The organism is Roseomonas sp. BN140053 (assembly GCF_047690175.1).
Taxonomy (GTDB): domain Bacteria; phylum Pseudomonadota; class Alphaproteobacteria; order Acetobacterales; family Acetobacteraceae; genus Roseomonas.
In genome coordinates this window covers 80,172-98,627 of record NZ_JBLLEB010000015.1, presented here as the reverse complement: position 1 = coordinate 98,627, position 18,456 = coordinate 80,172, and the positions used below count along the sequence as shown (strand labels likewise).

General features: G+C 74.3%; 16 protein-coding genes and 1 tRNA gene. 6 read left to right on the top strand and 11 right to left on the bottom strand.

Going from position 1 to position 18,456, the window contains the following annotated elements:
* Positions 1 to 520 precede the first annotated feature (520 nt).
* Positions 521 to 793, bottom strand: coding sequence for a hypothetical protein (locus tag ACLIBK_RS15165; RefSeq protein ID WP_415388115.1), 273 nt, complete (start codon positions 791 to 793; stop codon positions 521 to 523).
* Positions 794 to 1,246: 453 nt separating this feature from the next.
* Between ACLIBK_RS15165 and ACLIBK_RS15160 the strand changes: the two genes are divergently transcribed.
* On the top strand, positions 1,247 to 1,987 hold the full coding sequence (locus ACLIBK_RS15160; protein WP_415388114.1) for a class II aldolase/adducin family protein: 741 nt from the start codon (positions 1,247 to 1,249) through the stop codon (positions 1,985 to 1,987).
* 106 nt (positions 1,988 to 2,093) lie between these two features.
* Here ACLIBK_RS15160 and ACLIBK_RS15155 read toward each other — a convergent pair whose 3' ends face one another.
* From ACLIBK_RS15155 to ACLIBK_RS15135, 5 genes are all read right to left on the bottom strand, one after another.
* On the bottom strand, positions 2,094 to 3,062 hold the full coding sequence (locus tag ACLIBK_RS15155; RefSeq protein WP_415388113.1) for a Bug family tripartite tricarboxylate transporter substrate binding protein: 969 nt from the start codon (positions 3,060 to 3,062) through the stop codon (positions 2,094 to 2,096).
* 417 nt (positions 3,063 to 3,479) lie between these two features.
* Positions 3,480 to 3,570: transfer RNA gene (locus ACLIBK_RS15150), tRNA-Ser, on the bottom strand.
* Positions 3,571 to 3,685: 115 nt separating this feature from the next.
* Entirely contained in the window at positions 3,686 to 4,246 is a 561-nt protein-coding gene (locus tag ACLIBK_RS15145; protein WP_415388112.1) for a nucleoside 2-deoxyribosyltransferase, read from the bottom strand.
* 143 nt (positions 4,247 to 4,389) lie between these two features.
* Positions 4,390 to 6,042 carry an ABC transporter permease gene (locus ACLIBK_RS15140; protein ID WP_415388111.1) on the bottom strand — a complete coding sequence of 551 codons (1,653 nt, stop codon included), beginning with the start codon at positions 6,040 to 6,042 and terminating at the stop codon, positions 4,390 to 4,392.
* 101 nt (positions 6,043 to 6,143) lie between these two features.
* Entirely contained in the window at positions 6,144 to 7,166 is a 1,023-nt protein-coding gene (locus ACLIBK_RS15135; RefSeq protein WP_415388110.1) for a Bug family tripartite tricarboxylate transporter substrate binding protein, read from the bottom strand.
* A gap of 244 nt (positions 7,167 to 7,410) precedes the next feature.
* On the opposite strand from ACLIBK_RS15135, the gene ACLIBK_RS15130 reads away from it, so the two are divergent.
* Positions 7,411 to 8,787: a CoA transferase gene (locus ACLIBK_RS15130; protein WP_415388109.1), complete on the top strand. Its 1,377-nt coding sequence runs from the start codon at positions 7,411 to 7,413 to the stop codon at positions 8,785 to 8,787.
* 111 nt (positions 8,788 to 8,898) lie between these two features.
* Here the strand turns inward: ACLIBK_RS15130 and ACLIBK_RS15125 are convergent, their stop codons facing one another.
* Entirely contained in the window at positions 8,899 to 9,549 is a 651-nt protein-coding gene (locus ACLIBK_RS15125; protein ID WP_415388108.1) for a flavin reductase family protein, read from the bottom strand.
* 18 nt (positions 9,550 to 9,567) lie between these two features.
* The gene (locus tag ACLIBK_RS15120; RefSeq protein ID WP_415388107.1) at positions 9,568 to 10,533 is read right to left on the bottom strand and encodes a 2-hydroxyacid dehydrogenase; all 966 of its coding nucleotides are present in this window, start codon (positions 10,531 to 10,533) and stop codon (positions 9,568 to 9,570) included.
* 404 nt (positions 10,534 to 10,937) lie between these two features.
* Here ACLIBK_RS15120 and ACLIBK_RS15115 point away from each other — a divergent pair, with 404 nt between their 5' ends.
* Entirely contained in the window at positions 10,938 to 11,726 is a 789-nt protein-coding gene (locus tag ACLIBK_RS15115; protein ID WP_415388106.1) for an SDR family oxidoreductase, read from the top strand.
* Positions 11,727 to 11,949: 223 nt separating this feature from the next.
* On the opposite strand, the gene ACLIBK_RS15110 is transcribed toward ACLIBK_RS15115, so the two are convergent.
* Positions 11,950 to 12,435, bottom strand: a complete 486-nt coding sequence (locus ACLIBK_RS15110) for a YcxB family protein (protein WP_415388105.1) — start codon at positions 12,433 to 12,435, stop codon at positions 11,950 to 11,952.
* Positions 12,436 to 12,575: 140 nt separating this feature from the next.
* Between ACLIBK_RS15110 and ACLIBK_RS15105 the strand changes: the two genes are divergently transcribed.
* The 3 genes from ACLIBK_RS15105 to ACLIBK_RS15095 all read left to right on the top strand — a co-directional run bounded on the left by ACLIBK_RS15105 (position 12,576) and on the right by ACLIBK_RS15095 (position 16,784).
* Positions 12,576 to 13,094 carry a YaiI/YqxD family protein gene (locus ACLIBK_RS15105; protein ID WP_415388104.1) on the top strand — a complete coding sequence of 173 codons (519 nt, stop codon included), beginning with the start codon at positions 12,576 to 12,578 and terminating at the stop codon, positions 13,092 to 13,094.
* Between the two features lie 236 nt (positions 13,095 to 13,330).
* Positions 13,331 to 14,389, top strand: a complete 1,059-nt coding sequence (locus ACLIBK_RS15100) for a serine hydrolase domain-containing protein (RefSeq protein ID WP_415388103.1) — start codon at positions 13,331 to 13,333, stop codon at positions 14,387 to 14,389.
* Positions 14,390 to 14,774: 385 nt separating this feature from the next.
* On the top strand, positions 14,775 to 16,784 hold the full coding sequence (locus ACLIBK_RS15095; RefSeq protein WP_415388102.1) for a hypothetical protein: 2,010 nt from the start codon (positions 14,775 to 14,777) through the stop codon (positions 16,782 to 16,784).
* A gap of 50 nt (positions 16,785 to 16,834) precedes the next feature.
* Here the strand turns inward: ACLIBK_RS15095 and ACLIBK_RS15090 are convergent, their stop codons facing one another.
* Both ACLIBK_RS15090 and ACLIBK_RS15085 read right to left on the bottom strand, forming a co-directional pair.
* The gene (locus tag ACLIBK_RS15090; RefSeq protein WP_415388101.1) at positions 16,835 to 17,212 is read right to left on the bottom strand and encodes a DUF805 domain-containing protein; all 378 of its coding nucleotides are present in this window, start codon (positions 17,210 to 17,212) and stop codon (positions 16,835 to 16,837) included.
* A gap of 243 nt (positions 17,213 to 17,455) precedes the next feature.
* The gene (locus tag ACLIBK_RS15085) at positions 17,456 to 18,190 is read right to left on the bottom strand and encodes a transglycosylase SLT domain-containing protein (protein WP_415388100.1); all 735 of its coding nucleotides are present in this window, start codon (positions 18,188 to 18,190) and stop codon (positions 17,456 to 17,458) included.
* Between the last annotated feature and the right edge of the window lie 266 nt (positions 18,191 to 18,456).

Sequence of the window (18,456 nt, the reverse complement as noted above, 5' to 3'; positions counted from 1 at the left end):
TTGCCTGGCACGGCCGACCACGGAGGGGCGGCCGCACGGTACTGTGTTGTGGAACAGTGCGTATCGCATCGCGGTTCAGCCGCGCAAGCCGGATTCGTCGCTGCACCTGCTCACTGCGCGGGGGCGCAGCACCCCTCCGGCTCGGCGGCCGGAAACTGCGGGACGTGCTTTTACGAATCGGCTGGATGCCCGGAGGCCGGGATAACCGCCTCGGTTACGCCGGGCCTGGGAAGGGGAGGAACGGCGCCGATGCCTCTCGGCCCGGTCCTGAACCGCCGTTGTTTCAACCGGGCGCTCGGCGAAGCCTGAACGCCGACCTCTCCGAGTTTGACGCCGCCGACTCTCAACCGGCGCGGTTCGGCGACAAGGCGAAGCGTGTGGAGCCGCACTGCAACCGAGCCCTGGAACTGGACTGTGCCCTAGCCGGCTCTCAGACCCTGCAACCCGCCCTGGAACCCCGTGCGGGCGCCATGAGCCGCGGCGCATCGCCCGCCCTGTAGCGTCACCACCGGCTCCCGCCCTAGGGCAAGGGTGGGGGCTGCTTCCCGGCTTCTCCCGCCGGATCCGACGCGTGGCGCAACGCCCACAGTCGCTCATGCGCCGCCACCAGCGGCCCGATGTTGCGGCGACGCTCGCCCAGATCGCTGCCCGCTGCCCGCTCATGTGCCACCTCCACCAGCGCCAGCAGCCGCCAGGCCAGGCTCAGCTCGTTCTGGTCGCAGGCATGGTGGAAGGCGAGGAGGAGCTTGTCGGCCAGCCGGCGTGACCGCCGCGGCGCCGGCGCGACCGCCATGCCCGGGCGTTCGGGAAGCCCACTTTCGCGGTTGCCGTGAAAGGCCATCGCGTGAAGTTCCGCGAATGACCTGGGCAATTCGATCGCCACCTTCGGATCCTTCCCCGTTGTTTTGCTGCGCACTACGGAGCGGCCGGCCTGCCGGATGACGTGGCGCCCTTCACAAACTGTTTCAGAAGCTGTTCTGTCCCGGTCGGATGGAGCAATCCTCGCAGCTCCGGCGTCGCCGTTCCGGGATGCGCCCGGCCTCCGTCGCCCCTGCCCAGCCCGGCAGTTGCCGCGGAACCCGGCCCACCGCACGGTGGTGCCGGTTCGAACGCCCGGCCTGATCGCCCGCTGCCTTGCCGGAAGGGCGCCGGCCGGGACGCCCACGCAGCCGGGGTTGAGGTCGCCCGCCGATCCTGGCAGGGGCGTGCGGTACGCCGCATCCGACGGCAGCAGGGAGAGAACGGCATGACCAACGACGCAGCGGTCGAGGCACTCATCACCGCGGGCCGCATCCTGGAGCATGTCGGCCAGGGCGACATGATCCGCGGCCATGTTTCGGTCCGGGTTCCGGGCAACGACGCGCATTTCCTGATGAAGCCGCACCTGGTCGGCTTCGACGAGATTACGCAGGGCAACGCCCTGACCATCGATCTCGACGGCAAGGTGGTCGCGGGGCACGCGCGCCGGCACGGCGAGGTGTTCATCCATTCCGAGATCTATCGCGCGCGGCCCGACGTGCGCGCGGTGGTGCACACGCATCCCACGCACCTCGTCGCCCTGTCGGCCACGGGCAAGCCGATGCGGCCGCACTGCCAGGGCGGCGCGGTGTTCGCGGGCGCCCTGCCGACCTATGACGACACCATCAACCTGATCCGCACGCGGGAACTCGGTGCTGCCGTGGCGCGCGCCCTGGGGCCGCATCGCGCGGTGCTGCTCAAGAGCCACGGCGTCGCCGTAGCCGGCACCACGCTGGAGGAGGCGGTGGTGCTCAGCGTCATGCTGGAAGAAGCGGCGCGGGTGCAGCTGTTGGTGGAAGCCGCCGGCGGCGCCGCACCGGAATTCCCGCCGGAGGACATCGCACCGCTGCGGCAGTTCCTCCTGTCGCCCGAGCAATGCGCGATCAACTTCGCCTATCTGGCGCGCAAGGTGATGGGCACGCCGATGCCCGCCGCGCTCGCCAACCCGGGTGCCGAGCGGGCAGGGTGAGGCGACATCGCACGCCCCGCGGCGACCGGCCGGCGGGGCGGATGCAGGGTGCCCCGCGTCCCGCGTCGCGGGACCGGCCCGCAGCCCCGGCGGGCCGCGCCCCGGATCACTCCACCCGGATGCCGATGTCCCGGATCAGCGCCCCGTATTTCTCGTAGTCGGCCTGGATCAGTGCCGCGAACTCCGCCTGCGTGGTGACCAGCGGCTCCAGCCCGCCGCCGGTTTCCAGCCGAGCCCGGATCTCGGGCTCTCCCAGCACGGCATTGGCGGCGTCCCGCAGCCGCTCCACCACGGGAGTCGGAACGCCCGCCGGTGCGAAGAGCCCGAGCCAGATCGTCAGCTCGTAGCCGGGATAGGTTTCGGCCACCGTCGGCAGTTCCGGGAAGTTCGCCGCCCGCCGCCGTCCCGTCACCGCCAGGCCGCGCAGCTGCCCTTCCCGGATCAGCGGCAGGGAAGAGGCGCCGGCGAACAGCGCCGCCGTGTCGCCCGCCACCGTGGCCGTGGCCGCCGGTGCCCCGCCGCGAAACGGCACGTGCAGCAGGGTGATCCCCGCCCGGCGCATCAGCATCTCCATCGCGAACTGGTGCTGGCTGCCCGTGCCGAGCGAGGCATAGGCGAGCGGCGGATCGGCGCGGCGCGCCAGCTCCACGAATTCCGCGAGGTTTCGCGCCGGCTGCCGCGGGTTCACCGCCAGCACCAGCTGGTTGGCCACCAGCGAGGCCACCGGCATCAGCTCCGTCGCGACGTTCACCGCCGGGCGTTCGTAGAGCCAGGGATTGGCGGTGAACATCGTGTCCTGGCCGAGCAGCAGCGTATAGCCGTCCGGCCGCGACCGGGCCGCCGCCTCGGCCCCGATCTGCCCGTTGGAGCCGCCGCGATTCTCCACCACCACGGGCTGCCCGAGCCGCTCGCCCAGGCGGCCGGAGATGATCCGCGCCAGCACGTCCGCGGCACCCGCGGGTGGGAAGGGAACGATGATCCGCACCGGCCGGTCCGGGTAGCTGCCCTGGCCGAGGGCCGGGTGCCCCAGGACCGGCAAGGCGGCCGTGGCCGCGACGAGGCTGCGCCTGCGCATGGTGAAGGTTCCTCCCGGCGGCCCTGTTGGCAGGCCGTCACGGGCGACAGGGTCGGCCCGCTCTCCGCGTCCTGCAATGGCCGGGGTGGCCGTGCCGTGAAGCCCAGCCCTCGGCGAGAAGGCTCCTGCTGCTCGCTGCCCTGGGCGCCCCGCGCCGCTGTGACCGCTCCCCTCCGGGAAGCCCGGGATCGTCTACTGTTTCCGGCATGGCGGCTTCCGGGGCAGCGGTCACGCACAGCCCTGGGACACGGCCGACGTGACCGTTCTGGCGCTGTGCAGCCGGAGGTGCGGCGTTTGGAGGAGCCCTGGCGGCCCCCTCAGCGCGACCTCACCTCCGCGAGGCGCAGTTCCGCCGCACGGGGACGATCGACGGTTCGTCCGGTTCTGCGCTGAACAGGGTGTTTCGGAACAGGGTCATGGCGGATGAGGTGGGATTCGAACCCACGATACGCTTTTGACGTATACGCACTTTCCAGGCGCGCGCCTTCGACCGCTCGGCCACCCATCCTCCGGCCCGTTGCCGGGCGAGGGGCCGGGACATAAACCAGACCGCCGAGCGGGGCAACCCGGCCGCGCTGCAGCCCGTGGAAACCCTTGTGCTACCCGGGCATCCGCCGCGCGGCTCAACCCTCCAGCAGCAACCGCAGCGCTGCCTCGAAGGCCACCAGGTCGCGCCAGCGCTCCGCCTCGGGCACGGCCCGCGCCACGAAGGGCCCGCCGGCGGCGCGGATGCCGCCGTCGATCATCAGGTTGTCGTGGCAATCGAAGTTCTCGAGGTGCAGCCCCTCCGCATCCTCCCAGGACCCATCCGCGCGCCGGCGAACCTGTTCGCCCAAAAAGTCCAGCGTGCGCGACGCGAAGGGGCGCGGGTCGTTGCTGTAACCCGCCACACGCCGGCCCAGGGCGCGCATGAAGCCCACCTCGTACACCGTGCCGGCATCGGCCGAGGGGCCGCGAAAAGGCGTCAGATTGGCCAGCACGGCGTCGCAGGCGCGCAGATGCGCCTCGTTGCGCAGGTAGATCGCCAGGAAGGGCTCGGCGGCCGCATCCGCCTCGGGGCAGTGGACGGGATCCATGGGAAACACGCCCTCGGCGCCGAAGCGGGCGCAGACGGCCTTCTTGGCCGCGGCGGCGGCCCAGGGATCGGGCAGGAAGACGTCGGGTCCGGCGAGGTAGATCCGCATGCCCGCATCCTAACGGCAGATCGCCGCCCGGAGGAACGCCGGGGATGAGGTGCGTGCCGTTCCGATCTGCGGCCCGGCCGCGCTCCGGCCAGCCGCGCTCTGGCCCAACCGCGCTCCGGTCCGGCCGGGCTTGCGGCCTTGGCTCAGCGGCGCCGCATCGCCCGCACCAGCACCAGCACCGGCAGCAGCCCCACCGCCACGATCAGCAGCGCCGCCGTGCTGGCCTCCGCCAGGCGCTCGTCCGAGGCCAGCTCGTGCACCCGCACCGCCAGCGTGTCGAAGTCGAAGGGCCGCACGATCAGCGTCGCCGGCAGTTCCTTCATGGTGTCCACGAAGACCAGCACGGCGGCCGTCAGCAACGCCCCGCGCAGCAGCGGCAACTCCACCCGGCGCACCGCCTCGCCTGGACCCGCGCCCAGGGTGCGCGCCGCGGCGAACAGGGAAGGCCGCAGCCGCGCCAGCCCCGATTCCACCGAGGACAGCGCGATCGCCAGGAAGCGCACGCCGTAGGCGAAGACCAGCGCCGCCACCGTGCCGGACAGCAGCAGCCCCGAGCTGATCCCGAAGTGCTGCCGCAGCCAGCCATCCAGCGCGTTGTCGAAGATCCCGAAGGGCACCAGCGCCCCCACCGCGATCACCGACCCCGGCACGGCGTAGCCCAGCCCGGCCAGCCGGGCCGCGATCCGCGCCGGACGGGTGGGATGCAGCCGCACCCCCCAGGCCAGCAGGGCGGCCAGCGGCGTGACCAGGGCCGCCGTGAGGGCGGCCAGCAGCAGCGAGTTGGTGGCGAAGGGCAGGAAGCGCTCCGGCGCCAGCGGGTCGCCCACCGTGGCCGCCAGCCACAACAGCGCCCCCGCCGGCACGGCGAAGCCCAGCAGCACCGGTGTCGCGCAGCACAGCGTCGCGGCCCAGGCGGCGAGGCCGCGCAGCGGCGCCGGCTGCAGCGGCACCGGCCGGGTGGTGGTGGCGTGGAAGCGCCGGTCGCCGCGCGACAGCCGCTCCCCCAGCAGCAGCAGCGCCACCAGCCCCATCAGGCAGGCCGCCAGCTGCGACGCGGCGGGGCGGTCGCCCATGCCGAACCAGGCCTCGTAGATGCCGGTGGTGAAGGTCCGCACGGCGAAGTGCTGCACCGTGCCGAAATCCGCCAGCACCTCCATCAGCGCCAGCGCCACCCCGGCCGCCAGGGCCGGGCGGGCGAGCGGCAGCGCCACGCGCCAGAAGGTTCCCGCCAGCCCGTGGCCGAGGGTGCGCGACACCTCGATCAGGCAGGAGGATTGCTGCAGGAAAGCGGCGCGGCACAGCAGGTACACGTAGGGGTACAGCACCATCGCCAGCACCGCCGCGGCCCCGGGCAGGGAGCGCATCTCGGGAAAGGGATACTGCCCCCAGCGCAGCCCGGTGACGTCGCGCAGCGCCGTCTGCACCGGCCCCGCCACGTCCATCAGCCAGGTGTAGACGTAGCCGCACACGTAGGCGGGCATGGCCATCGGCAGCAGCAGCGCCACCTCCAGCACCCGGCGCCCGGGAAAGCGGCAGGCGGTGACCAGCCAGGCCGTGAGCGCCCCGGCCGAGCCCGCCAGCAGCCCCACGAGGAGGCTCAGCAGCAGCGAGTTGAGCAGGTATTCCGGCAGGTTGGTGGCGGCGATGTGCCGCCAGGTTGCGCCCGCCGGGCCGATCGCCGCCGCCAGCACCGCCAGCACGGGGGCGGCCACCAGGGCGGCGATGGGCAGCGCGGCCCGGGCCCAGGGCGGCACCCGCCGACGCGGGGGAAGGGGAGCGGCGGGAAGGGGGAGCATGCCCTCAACTGCGAATTCTTCGCAGCCGGCGCTATCACGCACGCCCCTCGGCGTGAAGGGTTCCGGCCCGCCGGGCCAGCCTGCCCGACCAGGCCGCCGGCCTATTCCGCCCGCAACCCCGCCGCGCGGATCAGCTCGCGCCAGCGCGGCTGGCTTTCCCGCATCAGGTTGCCCAGGGTTTCCGGCGGGCCGCCCACCATTTCGAACCCCGCTTCCGCCAGCACCGCCCGCACGCGCGGCTCGGCCAGCACCTCGTTGGTCCAGCCGTTGAGGCTGGCGATCACCGGCGCCGGGGTGCCGGCCGGCGCCAGCAGCCCGTACCAGTTCGGCACGTCGTAGCCGGGCAGGGCGATCTCGGCCACGGTGGGCACGTCCGGCAGCAGCGCGAAGCGCGCCGGGGTGGTAATGGCCAGCGGGAGGAGGTCGCCGCCGCGCACCTGGCCGATCACCGCGCCCAGCGTCACGAAGGCGGCGTCCACGTTGCCGGCGATCAGGTCGTTGATCGGCGTCGCCCCGCCGCGATAGGGCACCACCGACCAGCGCACGCCCGTCTGGTGCTGGATCAGTGCCCCCGCCAGGTGGCCGCCGCTGCCGTAGCCGGAAATCGCCACGTTGAGCCGCCCCGGCTCGCGCCGCGCCATCTCCATGAAGGCGGCGAAGCTCTTCACCGGCCCATTTCGATGAGTGACCAGGATGTGCGGGATGCGCGCCATCAGCACGATCGGCGCGAAGTTGGTGGTGGGGTCGTAGTTCACCTTGGCAAACAGGCTGGGATTCACCGTCAGGGAATCCACCGCCACCAGCAGCGTCAGCCCGTCGGCGGGGGATTGCGCCACCAGCTCATAGGCCAGGTTGCCGCCGGCGCCGGGCCGGTTCTCCACCACGAAACTGCCCCGGTGCCGCCGGACGAACTCGTCGGCCAGGACGCGGCCGATGGTGTCGGTGGAACCGCCCGGCGCCACCGGCAGCACGATGCGCACGGGACGGCTGGGATAAGCCTCCTGCCCGAAGGCGGCGGAGCCGGTGCCGAGCACCAGCCCCGGAAGCGCGAGCCCCAGGGCGCGCCGCCCCAGCCCGGGCAGGGTGTCGATGCCGCCGGGCGCGGCCGCTGCTTTGGCGTCCATGGATGCTGCTTCCTCCCGATCGCCCGTTTCGGACGATGTTCTTTCCCGAGTCCCGGCGGCGCGCCGCAACGGACTGGATTTCGGGCCAGTATGGTGACCTCCCGCCGGTTCTGTCGATGAAGGCGTCCCCGCGCTGCCCAGCGGGGCAATGCGTCCCGGGCAGGGGTGCCCTGCCGCGCCGCCGCGGTGACCGGCGTGGCGGCGTTGCTAGGCTGCTGCGCGGCAGCATCGCGCGGAGCAACCCATGCCCAGCACCACCCGGACCGTCGCCCGTGACCTGTGGCAGGCGCTGGGCGGCGCGGCGCCGGTGGTCGAGCGGCTCGTGCTGAGCGGGGAGGGCGCGCTGCCCTCCGCCTTCCGGGTCACCGACCTTGCTGCCGCTTCCGTGGCCGTGGCGGCGCTGGCCCTGGCCGAGCTGCTCGGCCAAGACGCCGCGGCCATCCCGGAGGTGGCGGTGGACCGCCGGCTCGCCGCCTTCTGGTTCGGCACCTCCCTGCGGCCGGTCGGCTGGACGCTGCCGGCCGCCTGGGACCCGATCGCCGGCGACTACCGGGCCCGGGACGGCTGGATCCGCCTGCACACCAACGCCCCGCACCACCGCGCCGCCGCGGAGGCCGTGCTCGGCCGCCACCCCGGCAAGCCCGGCATGGCCGGGGCCGTGGCCGCCTGGGACGCGGACGCGCTGGAAGCCGCGGTGCTCGGCGCCGGCGGCTGCGCGGCCGCCCTGCGCACGCCCGCCGCCTGGGCGGCGCACCCGCAGGGCCGCGCCGTGGCGGCCGAGCCGCTGGTGGCCGCCACCGCCGGGGACCGCGCGCCGCTGCGCTGGCAGCCGCGGCGGGACCGGCCGTTGGCGGGGCTGCGGGTGCTGGACCTCACCCGCGTGCTGGCCGGCCCCGTGGCCAGCCGCTTCCTGGCCGGCTTCGGGGCGGACGTGCTGCGGATCGACCCGCCCGGCTGGGACGAGCCGGGGGTGGTGCCGGAGGTCACGCCGGGCAAGCGCTGCGCCCGCCTGGACCTGCGCGACGCCGCCGACCGGGAACGCTTCGAGGCGCTGCTGGCGCGGGCGGACATCCTGCTGCACGGCTACCGTCCCGGCGCGCTGGACGGGCTGGGCTACGACGCCGCGCGCCGCCGTGCGCTGTCGCCCGGGCTGATCGACGTGTCGCTGGACGCCTACGGCTGGACCGGTCCCTGGGCCGGCCGGCGCGGCTTCGACAGCCTGTTGCAGATGAGCACGGGCATCGCCCAGGCCGGCATGGCCTGGAAGGGCGCGGAGGTGCCGGTGCCGTTGCCCGTGCAGGCGCTGGACCATGCCACGGGCTACCTCATGGCCGCGGCGGCGCTGCGCGCCCTGGGGCGCCGGGCCGCGGCCGGGGAGGGCAGCGCGGCGCGCCTGTCCCTGGCCCGCACGGCGGCGCTGCTGACCGGCCTGGGGGAACAGTTGCCGGCGCCCCCGCCCGCGCCGGAAGACGCAGCGGACCTCCATCCGGTGCCGGAACACACGGCCTGGGGCGAGGCGCGGCGGCTTCGCCCGCCCGTCGCGGTGGCGGGGGCGCCGATGGCCTGGGACCGCCCGGCGCAGGAACTCGGCTCGGCGGCGGCCGCCTGGGGCGGTGCGTAAGCCGGGGGGAAGTATCCCCCCGGACCCTCTTCTATTTTCGGGAGTTTGCGGGTGCGCCCGTGACTGCGGGGGCTCTTCTACTCATGAAAGAAGGAGGGGGCCCGGGGGAGTTCACTCCCCCGGCCTTTCCCCCACCTTCGGCAACCGCGGATCGCCCGCGCGCAGCCGCGGCATCTCGAAGCGGTCACCCGTGCGCGTGTACCAGCCGCCGCCGCCCAGCCGCCCGACCAGCCGCAGCTTCGGCGTGTCCACGCGGAAGCGCGCGGGGTCCTGCATGCAGTCGTCGCGCAGCTGGATCGCCAGCACCTTGCCCAGCACCACCGTGTGCTCGCCCGCCGGCACCAGCTGGAACAGCTCGCATTCCAGTGCCACCGGACTTTCCGCGATGCGGGGCGGGGCCACCGTCGCGGAGGGCGCGGTGTGCAGCCCGGCGGCGGCGATCTCGTCGACCCCGGGCGGGAACTCGGCGGCGGTGACGTTCATCGCTTCCGCCAGGTCCTCGCTCACCAGGCACAGCACGAACTGCCCGGTTTCGCGAATGTTGGCGACCGTGTCCTTGAGCCCGCCTTCCGGCCGGGCGCCGCAGCCGATGCCCACCAGCATCGGGTCGTTGCTCAGCACGTTGAAGAAGGAATAGGGCGCGGCGTTGTTCACCCCCGCTGCGCTGCGCGTCACCATCCAGGCGATCGGCCGCGGCACCACCACGGAGGAAACGACCTTGTAGCGGTCCTTCGGCGCCGTGGTGGCGAAGTCGATCAGCATGTCGTTTGCGCGTCCCGCTCAGGCCACGCGGTGCAACGGGTCCTCGCCGCGCAGCAGCACGGCGTCGAGGTTGTCGAGGCAGCGCATCCCCATCGCGTCGCGCACCTCCGTCGTGGCGCTGCCCAGATGCGGCAGCAGCGTCAGGTTGGGCGCGGTGTGGTAGCCCTCGAAGATCGCGGGCTCACCGGCGAAAACGTCCAGCCCCGCCGCGCGCACGTGGCCGGAGATCAGCGCCGCACAGAGCGCCGCATCGTCCACCGTGGTGCCGCGGCCGGTGTTCACCACGATCGCGCCGGGGCGCAGCAGCGCGATGCGCCCGGCATCCAGCCAGCCCGCGGTGTCCGCGCCGCCGGGGATGTGCATGGACAGTACTTCGATCGCGCCCAGGAAGCCGGCATCGTCGTCGTGGAACACCGCCCCCGCTTCCTCCGCGGGCGTGAGGCGCGTGCGGTTGCGGTAGTGCACCTCCATTCCGAAGCCGCGCGCCATGCCGGCCAGGGCGCGGCCGATGCGGCCCATGCCCAGCACGCCCAGCCGCTTGCCTTCCAGCGTTACGCCCAGCAGCTGCGTCGGCGCCCAGCCCGTCCACTTGCGGTCGCGCAGGGTGCGCTCGCCCTCACCGGCGCGGCGGGCGCACATCAGGATCAGCAGCATCGCGATCTCGGCGGTGGCCACCGTCAGCACGTCGGGCGTGTTGGTCACGGCGATGCCGCGGGCGCGGGCGGCGTCCAGCGCGATGTGGTCGGTGCCGACGCTGAAGCTGGCCAGGATGCGCACGCTGTCGGGCAGCAGGCGGATCGTGCCGGCGTCCAGCGCGTCGCCGGCGGCGCAGAGCACGCCGGCCGCGCCCTCGGCCGCGCGGGCCAGTTCGGCGCCAGTGAAGGGCAGGTCGTCACGGCGCAGCCGGGCGTCGTAGTCGCGCTTCGCGCGGGCCTCCACAGCCGGGGGCAGTTGCCGGGTGAGCAGGAGGATGGGCTTCGCCATAGGAGGTGTCTTTTCCGGATCGTCGCGCCAGGATGACCGCACCGCCCCGGCTTGCCCAGGGTGCGGGGGGCACGACCCGGGGCGCGGCCGCCGGGAGCCGCCGCGGCCTGCTGCCCGGCCGGCAGGGCGCTTCGCCTTACTTCCTTACCATCTTACTTCCTTACCGGCAGACGTCCCGGCAAGCGGTTTTTCAGAATATAATCCTACAACATCAGGAGCTTGGCGGTCAAGCACGGCGCCGCTCGTGTCAGATTCTACGATTTCTGCCACTTCCCGCGATTTCTGCCACTTTCGGCGCTTCGTGCCATAACCCGGCCTGGCCGCCCCCCGCCCATCCTCGGGGTTGTCACCCCGGGCGCGCCGGTTCAGGGTCCGCCCCCTTTTCGGGATGGTGTGAGGGCGAAATGGATCTGGGCCTGCGGAACAAGCGCGCGCTGGTGATGGGCGCCTCCAAGGGGCTGGGCCGCTCGGTGGCGGAAGCCCTGGCGGCCGAGGGCGTGGCCCTGGCGGTGTCCGGCCGCGAGCAAGGCAGCCTGGACACGGTGTGCGACGCCCTGCGGGCGCTGGGCGCGCCCCAGGCGGTGGGCATCCCCGCCGACACCGGCAGCGGCGAGCAGATGGCCGCCCTGGCGCAGGGCGCCATCGACGCGCTGGGCGGGGTGGACATCGTGCTGCTCAACCACGGCGGCCCGCCGCCGGGCACCGCGCTGGAGCTGACGGAAGCGGCGCTGCAGACCTGGTTCCGCCACGTCGTGCTGACGCCGATCCAGGTGGCCAACGCGCTGCTGCCGGGCATGCGCGAGCGCCGCTGGGGCCGCATCCTGACCGTGGGCAGCATGGGCATGGAACAGCCCATCCCCAACCTGGCGCTGAGCAACGTGCTGCGCGCCGCCATCGTGGGCTGGAACAAGTCCCTGTCGCTGGACGTGGCGGCGGAGGGCGTCACCTGCAACATCCTCGCCCCCGGCGCTTTCGCCACCGACCGCACGCTGAACGTCGCCAAGGCGGAGTCCGCCAAGACCGGCCGCAGCGTCGAGGAGATCCGCGCCGAGCGGTCCAAGACCATTCCCGTCGGCCGCTACGGCGAGCCGAAGGAGTACGGCCCGATGGCGGCCTTCCTGGCCTCCGACCACGCCGCCTACATCACCGGCAGCATCGTCCGCGTGGATGGTGGGGCCGTGCGCAGCATCTGACGCCGCCGAGCCGGTGGGCTGACCGGAGGGGGCAGGGAAGGCCGGGGGAGTGAACTCTCCCGGACCCCCTCCTTCTTTCGGGAGTCTGGGGGTGCCTTTCAGGGCACCCCTAAACCCCCGAAAATAGAAGGGGGTCCGGGGGGATACCTCCCCCCGGCTTGCTTCCTTCACCGGAGACGGAACGAGCGCCGGACGCCGATGGTCAGGCCGGGGCGGCCGCGCTTCAGCGGGGCGTCACGCGGCTGCGCAGAAAGGCCATCGCCGCCGCGGGCACCTCGGCCGTGGGCAGGGTGAAGAAGTTGTTCGGCGCGATGAACAGCATCCAGTAGCCCGGCTGCGCCCAGGTTTCCGTGACCGCCGACCAGGGCATGGCGGAATGGCCGAGGCTGGAGGTGACGGCGATCCCCGCCTCGTCCAGCACGAACTCCGCCCGCTGTTGTTCCATGCGCCGCACCCGCCCCGAGGCTTCGCGCAGCCGCAGCCGCCACACCGCGGCCACCAGCAGGAAGCCCAGCAGCGGCACCGTCACGGTCACGCCCAGCACCCAGGACCGGTCGCCCGTCGCCAGCAGCACCCCGGCCATGGCCATCACCAGCGCGCCGCTGAGTACCAGCCGCCAGGACAGGCCGCGGCGCAGCATGAAGCGCCGCACGGCGCTGCGCGCGATGGCCTCGGTGTAGTGCACCTCGAAGCGGTGAATGGTGTCCACGCGGCGCTCCCCTTCCGACCCGGGCGCCCCCGCCGCGGCGCGCCCTTATCGGGGAGGGCCGGGCGGGTGAGAAGCGCTGTGCCCTGGCGAGGCCCGGCGCGGCTTGCTAGGGCATGCCCCGGCCGCGAGGAGGGCCGCCCGTGTCCGATCCGCCAGCCCCGTTCCGCCCCGAAATCCACGTCGACGGCGATGCCTGCCCGGTGCGCGACGAGGTGTTCCGCGTCGCCGAGCGGCTGGGCCTGCAGGTGCACGTGGTCAGCAACGGCGCCCGCGGCGTGCGCCTGCCGGACGCGCCCAACATCCACCGCGTGCTGGTGACGGAAGGGGCCGATGCCGCCGACGACTGGATCGCCGAGCACATCCGCCGCGACGACGTGTGCGTGACGCAGGACATCCCGCTGGCGTCGCGCTGCCTGGCCGCCGGGGCGCACGCAATCGCGCCCAACGGCCGGGTCTGGGACGCCAGCAACATCGGCAGCGCCCTGGCGGGGCGCGAAGTGTCGCGCCACCTGCGCGAGATGGGCGCCATCACCCGCGGCCACGGCACCTTCGGCCAGAAGGAGCGGTCGCGCTTCCTGCAGGCGCTGGACACCGTGCTGCAGGCGGCGCTGCGGGGCGGGGCGCCGCCGCCGCGGCCCTTGCCGGACTTCTTCGGGTAAAGCAGCAGGGAAGGTCGGGGGAGTGAACTCCCCCGAGCCCCCTCCTTCTTTCGGGAGTTTGGGGGTGCCTTTCAGGGCACCCCCAAACTCCCGAAAATAGAAGGGGGCCCCGGGGGATACCTCCCCCCGGCTTGCTGCTTCCCGGAGGTTCGACCCGCTCGGCGCCGCGTTGCCGGACGGCGACCCCGGCCCCACCTGCCTCGGCGATGCCGACCAGCCCCATCGGACGACGGCCCGTGCTGGCCGCCCTGTCCGCGGCCAGCCTCGCCGCACCGCGCGCCGCCGCCGCGCAGACCCCGCCCCCCGTTCCGGACCCCGCCGCGCTGGAGGAGGTGCTGCGCCGGGCCGCGGCGCTGCCGCGCCTGCACGCGCTGATCATCGCCCGCAACGGCGTGCCGTTGGCCGAGCGGGCGTTCCGCGGCCCGCCGCTCGACCGCCCGGTGAACATCAAGTCCGCGTCCAAGACCGTGCTCTCGGCGCTGGTGGGGGCGGCGATCGCGCGCGGCGTGCTGGACGGGCCGGATCAGCGGATCGCGCCGATCCTGGGCCGCCTGCTGCCCGCCGGCCTCGACCCGCGGGTGGCGGAGATCACCGTCGGCCACCTGCTGTCCATGCGCGCGGGGCTGGAGCGGACCTCCGGCGCCAATTACGGCGCCTTTGCCGGCAGCCGCGACTGGGTGCGCTTCATCCTGACGCGCCCTTTCGTCGACGAGCCCGGCGGCGGCATGCAGTATTCCACCGGCAGCACGCACCTGCTCTCCGCCGTGCTGACCCGCGCCAGCGGACGCTCCACGCTGGAGCTCGCGCGCGCCTGGCTGGGCGAGCCGCTGGGCATCAGCATCCCGCCCTGGACGCGCGACCCGCAGGGTATCTTCTTCGGCGGCAATGACATGCTGCTCTCGCCCCGTGCCCTGCTGCGCTTCGGCGAAATGTACCGCGCCGGTGGGGTGTTCGGCGGCGCCCGCGTGCTGCCGGCGGAGTGGGTGCGCCAGTCCTGGACGCCGCGCGCCCGCTCGCCCTGGAGCCGCCAAGTCTACGGCTACGGCTGGTGGATCGCCGAGGCGGGCGGCCTGCCCGTGTTCTTCGCCTGGGGCTACGGGGGGCAGATGCTCTACCTCGTGCCCGAGCTGGCGCTGTGCGTGGTCATGACCTCCGACCCCGCCGGCCCGCGCGCGCCCGAACACACCGCCGCCCTGCACGCCCTGCTGTCCGAAACCATCCTGCCCACCCTGGGCGCCGGCAACGGCGCGCGCGGCACCCTGCTCGACAACGGCCGCGTCGCGGTGCCGGACTGACCGGGGAGGGCCAGGGGCGGTGGATTTCGGGTGGGTCTGGGTGACTCTGACCGTGGCCAGGGGCGCCGCCCCTGGACCCCGCCGGGGAGTTTAAACTCCCCGGACCCCACGTTGAGTGCCTCCGGCGGGGGCGGGTCGGACAGGGCGGTCCATGATGACGACCGTCTGCCATCCCGCCCCCGCCGGAGGCACTCATGAGGTCGAGGAGCCTAAGCTCCTCGCGGGGTGTCCAGAGGGGCAGAGCCCCTCTGGCCCAGGCCCGAACAGCCAGGCCCACCCAAAGCCACGGCCCTAGCTCTCCTCGGTCAGCCCGCCCGCGCTGGACCGGCGACGGGGCGGGCGGGTTCCGGTAGCGTCGGGCGGTTCGTCCGGGAAGGGAACCACCATGCGCCGCACGCTGCCGTTGCTGCTCCTGCCGGGGCTGCTCGCCCCTGCCGCGGCGGAGGAGCTACCGGTGCGCGCCGTGACCCTGTCCTCCGGCGGGCTGGCGCAGGTGGAGCGGGCCGGCACGGTGGGCCCGAACGGCTCCGCCACGTTTCGCGCGCCGACGGAGGACGTGGACGACCTGCTGAAGAGCCTGACGGTGGCCGACCCGGCCGGGCGGGTGGTGGGGCTGCGGCTGCCGGCGCGCGACCTGGCGGCGGAGGCGTTTCGCGGCCTGCCGCTGCAGCCGGAGGATTTCGCCGGCCAGGCGGCGCTGCTCAACGCCCTGCGCGGGCAGGAGGTGGAGGCCGCCGGCACCACCGGCCGCATCGCCAGCGCGGCGGAGGGGGAGCGCGGCACGCGGCTGACGCTGCTGACGCCGGGCGGGCTGACCACGCTGCTGCTGGCGGAAGGGGCGGCGGTGCGGCTGACCGACGCGGCGCTGGCGGCGCGCGTGACGCGCGCGGCGGAAGCGCTGGCGGCTTCGCGCACCGACACCGAGCGGCAGGTGGAGATCCTGCTGCGGGCCGACCGGGCGCGGGAAGTGTCGGTCACCACCGTGACCGGCGCGCCGCTGTGGAAGCCGTCCTGGCGCCTGCTGGTGCCGGAGGTGGGCGCGTCCGGCGTGCCCGCGCGCTTGCAGGGCTGGGCGGTGGTGGAGAACCGCTCGGGCGCCGACTGGGACGGCGTGCGCCTGACCCTGGTGGCGGGCGAGGCCGCGGCCTTCCACCAGCCGCTCTACGACCCCATCCGCGTGCCGCGCCCGGAACTGCCCGTGCGCGTGGCGGAGGCGGTGCAGGTCCGTCCCGACACCGGGCCGCGCCCGGCCCCGCCGGCGCCGGCCGCCCAGGCGCTGCGGCAGCGTTCCCTGGCGCTGCCGGCGCCCGCCCCCGCCCTGGAAGCGCCCGCGGCCCCGCCGCCGCCGTCCGAGCCCGCCGCCCCGGCCCTGGCCGCGGCCTCGGCCGGGCGCATCGCCTTCGCCCTGCCCGAGCCGGTGACGCTGCGCGGGGGCGAAACCGCCAACCTGCCCTTCCTGGACGCGCCGCTGGCCGCCGAGCGGGTGTGGTGGGTGCAGGACCTCGCGTCCCGCCACCCGCTGCAGGCCGTGCGGCTGACCAACTCCACCGGCAACACCCTGCCGGACGGGCTGGCCACCGTGTACGGCACCGCGGGCGCCGAGGCGGGCGGCTTCCTGGGCGACGCGGAAATCCGCGCCCTGCCGGCCGGCGAAACCCGGCTGATCGCCTTTGCCCGTGACCGCGACGTGCTGCTGACCGCCGGCGGCGGGAACACCGACCGGGTGGACCGCGTCGAGACCGGCGGCGGCCGCGTGGTGCTGTTCGCCACCCGGCTGGAGGAGGTGGCGCTGGCGTTGGACCCGCGCGGCGCCCGCGGCCGGCTGGTCCTGGACCTGCCGCGCCGCGCCGGCGCCACGCCGCGCTTTCCCGTGGCGGCGGAGGGCGATTTCGGCCTGCGGCACGAGGCGGTGCTGGACGGGGCGGCCACCACGCTGCGCCTGCCCTTCGAGCGCCCGGCGCGACAGGAGATCCCGCTCTGGGACCCCGGCCTGGGCGACCCCGTGCTGCTGAGCTGGCGGAGCATCGACGTGGAGCGGGAGGCGCGGCGCCTGCCCGGCGGCCCCGGCACGCTGGAACGGCTGCGCGAGGTGCTGGAGCGCCTGCCTGCCGGTGCCCCGGGCCGCCCCGGGCTGGTGGCCGTGGTGGACGGGCTGGCGGAACAGCGCCGCCTCCTGGAGCTGTTCCGGGCCGCCTGGCGCGGTTCCGTCACCGCGCAGGCCGCGCTGGACCGCGCCCGCGCCGCGGCGGAAGACCGCACCGGCCCGGCGCGGGAGGAGGCGCGGCAGGCGCTCAACCGTGCCTCGGTGGCGGCGGAGCGTGCCGGGGCAGCGGCCGATGCCGCTTGGGAAAACTGGCAGCGCGGCGTGTCGGCGCTGCTGGCCCGCGGCGGCTGAACGCCCGGGCGGTGCCGCGGGCCCGGTTCGGACCCGCGGCGGCGCGCCGTTCAGCGCGCGGCGGCGCCCATCGATGGGGCGAAGGCGTCGCCGCCCAGCGGGTCCGGCCCGAATCGGTTGGCGCCGAGGGTGCCGCGCAGGAAGCCCAGCTCCACCAGCAGCCAGACGGCGCCCACCACCGGGATCAGCGAGATCAGCAGGAACCAGCCGCTGTGGTCGCGGTCATGGCAGCGTTTCACGCCGCCGGCCAGGCTGGGCCAGAGCAGCACCAGCGCCACGATCGGCCCCAGCACGCCGAAGCCGCCCTCGGCCATGGTGTTCATGTCGATGGCGCTGGCGATCAGGTTGATCACGGTGAACGGCACCACGTAGTGCAGCCAGTAGGTTTGCCGCCCGATCCGTCCGCCGAAGCTCAGGTAGTTGCCCATCGAATCCGCTCCGTTGCTGGTTCGTTATGATACCGCGATCCGCCGCGGCCGTCAGCCCGAGGGCGCCCCGGGTCTCGTCGCCACCGGTCGCGACCGGGCCTTTTGCGGCCGGCTTCGCCGGGCTTGCGCGGCCGGTTCCGCCCGGGCTTGCGCGGCTGGCGCCGCCCGGGCTCGGCGTGGCCGACCCCGCCTGGGCCTGCGCGGCCGGTCCGCCGCGGTGTCCCTGCCGCGGCCTCGCCTGGTTCAGCCGGGCCCGCGGGGCAGGGCCGGCATCCGCCCCGCCAGCGGGATCGGCATGGCGCGATAAGCGTCCAGCCCGCGTCCCCGCCCGGCATCGGCGGCGGCCAGCGTGCGCGTCACCGTGGCCGGCATGCCGCCGCCCGGCACGCCTCCGGGCGAGCCGCCGAAGCCACCCCCGGCCAGCGACGGCATCGCCGCCGGCCGGCCCGGCGGCGCCCAGGCCGGGGGGGAAGCGGCGGGCGGCGCCGCGGCCAGCTGCTGCTGCACCCGCGGCAGGGCGGCGGCCACCGCGGCGCGATAGGAAGCGGCGCGCTCGGGCGTGTTGCTGTGGTAGTTGCCGGCCGACACCATCCAGTCGTTGCGGCTCGCCTGCAGGGTGCTGAGGAAGCGCGCGGCGTAGCGGGCGTTGCTCAGCGGGTCGAAGGCCTCCTCCAGGCTGCCGAAGGCGTCGGGGTGGTGGTGCAGGTTGATCTGCATGCAGCCGACATCGATGATCCGCATCCCGCCGGCGCGGAGCTGCCGCACCTCGGCAACCGCTTCCGCCTTGCCCGGGAAGAATTTGCCGCGTCCCTCCGCGTTCATGGTCCAGGGCCAGGGGCCGCTCTCGCCGGTGTCGGGGTTGCGGCGGCCGGATTCCACCTGCCCGATCGCCGCCAGCAGCCCCGAGGGCAGCCCGTATTCCCGCTCCGCCGCGCTGATGGCGATGCGGCACAGCTCGGTGGGGGAGGGTGTCGGCATCCCGGGCGCCGGGCGCTGCTGCGCGGCCGCTGGGGCGGAACAACAGAACAGGAGCAGGGCGAGCCATCGGCGCATGGGTCCCGCCACTGCGACGGGCGTGCCAAACCCGGCCGTCGCCCCGGCGCCCGGCGACGCCTCGCCACCCCTGCCGTGGGCGGGAGGCTGCCTTGCCGGGGTGGCATGCTGCACTGCGGAAGAAGCCGTTGCAAAACCCCGGCCCTCATCCTAACTTGTGCGCCGCAGCAACACGGCCTTGCCGGGTTGTC

Excerpts from the sequence above, each read along its gene's own strand:
- ACLIBK_RS15165 (WP_415388115.1), bottom strand. The coding sequence starts at position 793 with ATGGCGGTCGCGCCGGCGCCGCGGCGGTCACGCCGGCTGGCCGACAAG.
- ACLIBK_RS15160 (WP_415388114.1), top strand. The coding sequence starts at position 1,247 with ATGACCAACGACGCAGCGGTCGAGGCACTCATCACCGCGGGCCGCATC.
- ACLIBK_RS15155 (WP_415388113.1), bottom strand. The coding sequence starts at position 3,062 with ATGCGCAGGCGCAGCCTCGTCGCGGCCACGGCCGCCTTGCCGGTCCTG.
- ACLIBK_RS15145 (WP_415388112.1), bottom strand. The coding sequence starts at position 4,246 with ATGCGGATCTACCTCGCCGGACCCGACGTCTTCCTGCCCGATCCCTGG.
- ACLIBK_RS15140 (WP_415388111.1), bottom strand. The coding sequence starts at position 6,042 with ATGCTCCCCCTTCCCGCCGCTCCCCTTCCCCCGCGTCGGCGGGTGCCG.
- ACLIBK_RS15135 (WP_415388110.1), bottom strand. The coding sequence starts at position 7,166 with ATGGACGCCAAAGCAGCGGCCGCGCCCGGCGGCATCGACACCCTGCCC.
- ACLIBK_RS15130 (WP_415388109.1), top strand. The coding sequence starts at position 7,411 with ATGCCCAGCACCACCCGGACCGTCGCCCGTGACCTGTGGCAGGCGCTG.
- ACLIBK_RS15125 (WP_415388108.1), bottom strand. The coding sequence starts at position 9,549 with ATGCTGATCGACTTCGCCACCACGGCGCCGAAGGACCGCTACAAGGTC.
- ACLIBK_RS15120 (WP_415388107.1), bottom strand. The coding sequence starts at position 10,533 with ATGGCGAAGCCCATCCTCCTGCTCACCCGGCAACTGCCCCCGGCTGTG.
- ACLIBK_RS15115 (WP_415388106.1), top strand. The coding sequence starts at position 10,938 with ATGGATCTGGGCCTGCGGAACAAGCGCGCGCTGGTGATGGGCGCCTCC.
- ACLIBK_RS15095 (WP_415388102.1), top strand. The coding sequence starts at position 14,775 with ATGCGCCGCACGCTGCCGTTGCTGCTCCTGCCGGGGCTGCTCGCCCCT.
- ACLIBK_RS15090 (WP_415388101.1), bottom strand. The coding sequence starts at position 17,212 with ATGGGCAACTACCTGAGCTTCGGCGGACGGATCGGGCGGCAAACCTAC.
- ACLIBK_RS15085 (WP_415388100.1), bottom strand. The coding sequence starts at position 18,190 with ATGCCGACACCCTCCCCCACCGAGCTGTGCCGCATCGCCATCAGCGCG.